This window comes from Nostoc cf. edaphicum LEGE 07299 (assembly GCF_015207245.1).
Taxonomy (GTDB): Bacteria; Cyanobacteriota; Cyanobacteriia; order Cyanobacteriales; family Nostocaceae; genus Nostoc; species Nostoc edaphicum_B.
Window position 1 is genome coordinate 1 of sequence record NZ_JADEXF010000963.1, and the last position, 2,694, is coordinate 2,694.

Annotated in this window: 1 protein-coding gene and 1 pseudogene; both read left to right on the top strand. The window is 40.3% G+C overall.

All coding sequences use genetic code 11. The annotated features are described in order from the left end of the window. Positions 1 to 487, top strand: a pseudogene (locus IQ229_RS23190) (glycosyltransferase family 2 protein); the annotation flags it as partial. Positions 488 to 836: 349 nt separating this feature from the next. Beyond that, complete coding sequence (gene hpsL, locus IQ229_RS23195) at positions 837 to 2,492, top strand: hormogonium polysaccharide biosynthesis protein HpsL (protein ID WP_194047796.1); 1,656 nt, start codon at positions 837 to 839, stop codon at positions 2,490 to 2,492. Positions 2,493 to 2,694 lie beyond the last annotated feature (202 nt).

Sequence of the window (2,694 nt, forward strand, 5' to 3'; positions counted from 1 at the left end):
CACTCACACTATGACAGTTGATGCTGACGATTGTGTGAGTCAAAATTTAGCGAAATTTGTTCAACAACACCCTGATTCTAATGGATGGTTTATAAATAAAGGTTATAAATATCAAGAAGGCAATAATTACATCTATATCAAGAGAAGCAATTTTTATAAAATGTGCGGGACTTGTAACATTATTCGATATGATTTGAATGATTTGCCAGAAACCGCAGAATATAATCGTGGCTACGGATACTATAGATATTATATAGACCACGCTAAAGTTAGAGATATTTTAAAGAACAAAGGAAAATCGATTAAATCACTACCATTTCCAGGTGCAGTTTATATTTTGGCAACAGGAGAAAATCTTTTTGAAAATTCAAAAAGATTAAGATTTAGCATTTTTAATCGTAAATTATTAAATCAATCATTGAGAGACGAATTTGGATTGTACAATCTACAGCGATCCAAACAGATTTATCAACTATCAGAATTTTGACATCCTCCCACCACTGATTCGAAATACTGAATGCAGTGGGGGATTCCAAAGATCACTCTTTGGGTTTCCTCTTTCTACGAGTTGATTTGCTTGGCCAGAGGCTAGAAACGAGGTTTTAAAGGAGTTTCAGCTTAAGTTGACACCAATGGTCTGCAATACGCCATGCGTAGCTCCCTGTAAGGGTACGCCAACGGCATGACTTCTCTACAGAGGCTGTGCCAACGCTTAGAGCAAGTACTCAAGCGTCGAGAACCTCCGCAACGCACTGGCCTCCTACGTGTATTTTTAAATCAAATATTAGTCCTATATAATGGAGTATTTTGCGAGGCTGATAGGCTACAGTGCCACTATGCCAAAATTCAAATCAAAATCTCAGAAATCGAAAAAATCGAAAAAGCAGGCTAAAAAGGAAACTTCTGCCCTTAGCCTCAAAGAACAGTTAGCCCAAAAGCGCAAATCTGCCCAAGTACGTAAAGAACTCACTAGCTTACTCACCACCGCCATTTTTGGCGGTGTCTTTGTTGGCATTCTACTTTTTTTTGTAGCTGGAATTAAAGCAGCAGTCCCTGGCGTGTTAGGGATAATAGTCATGTCCCTTTCCTACAAATATCCGCGCCAAGCCCTATATGCTTTCATCATTTATATACCTGTGGGAGGTACTATCACCTACTACTTGGGCAATAGTCCCATACTCCAATTAGCTAAAGATGCCTTTTACGTTCCAGCGCTAATTGGACTTTGGCAAACTTGCCGTAAACAGGGGCTACCTATAATTATTCCCAAAGGCATTCAAATCCCACTTTATATTGTTTTCGCTTGCAGTCTGCTAACACTGTTGTTTGTTAATGGTGGACAGCAATTTAACCCACAGAGTGTAGGACTATTAGAAAAAGCACCCCAAGAAATACCATTAGGTATGGGAATTCTGGGACTAAAAGTATTTTTAGGCTATGTCCCTCTGATTGGTTGTGCCTACTATCTAATTCGCGATAAGCGGGATTTTCTATTTTTATTGCGCCTCCAGATTGTCCTCACACTGATTTGCTGCGGGCTAGGATTTATTCAATACTTTTTACTACTAACCGGTGTATGTCAAGGCACTAGAGGCCTTGAAGGAGATGCCTTATTTAGAGCAACACTCGAAGCCCGATGTTATTTTGGTGGAGCGCTAGTATATAGTCCCGAAGAAGGGATTATTCGCCTACCAGGGACATTTGTAGCTCCTTGGCAGTGGGCTTGGTTCTTAATTTCTAGCACCTTTTTTACCTTTGCCACCGGTTTCACCGATCCCTCGCCAATATGGCGGCTCATCGGTTTAGGTTCTATAGCGGGAGTTTTTATCAATGCTGTAATCTCTGGGCAGAGAATCGCCTTAGCTTTAGTACCAATCTGCTTCGGAATTCTGCTATTGCTTACCGGACAACTTGGCAACCTGAAACGATTTATCCCCATAGGCGTGGGACTTGCCTTCATTCTGGGAATTGCGATGGTGACTAACCCTGCTGTTGTGCAAGAGAGAACCGAGAGTTTTGTCAGTCGTTGGAACGCTTCACCACCTCAAGATTTTATCATCCAGCAATTTGAAGAAAATTGGAAAAACGTAGATGGGCCATTGGGAAGCGGCTTAGGACGAGCAACAAACTCTGCTCGTGTGATGGGTCAAACTAAGCTTGTGGAAACCTACTACCCCAAAGTACTTTATGAAGTGGGAATTTTTGGATTACTAGCGTTTCTGGGTTTGGTAACAACTTTAACAATTCTGGGCTTTAAAACCTATCGGTCTATAAAGAACCGTAATTTCCGTAGTTCCGGAGCAGCTTTGTGGGTGTTTATATTGTTTATTAGCACCAACACTTACTACTATCCTCTGGATGTCGATCCTGTTGCGGCCTATTATTGGTTTTTTGCGGGAGTTCTTTTTAAGTTACCAGAACTGGAGAAACAAGATAAGGAAGATGCCAACCCTGAGCAAAAAACCAAGAAAAAACGTCTAAAAACAATTTAAATGAAATAAAAATCGCCAAAAATATGATTGGAGGTCAAAAATACCTCAAAATACCTCAGTATTTAAAACCTACCTCGAAATTCTCGCCATACACTTATTTTTCGATGATACTTATTGATGAGTAAGCAATTTCGTAGTCAGAGAGAGGAATGAAAGTGAGGTTTTCCAAAATCCGTGAAAAGACAGAATGTAAATTCTGTCT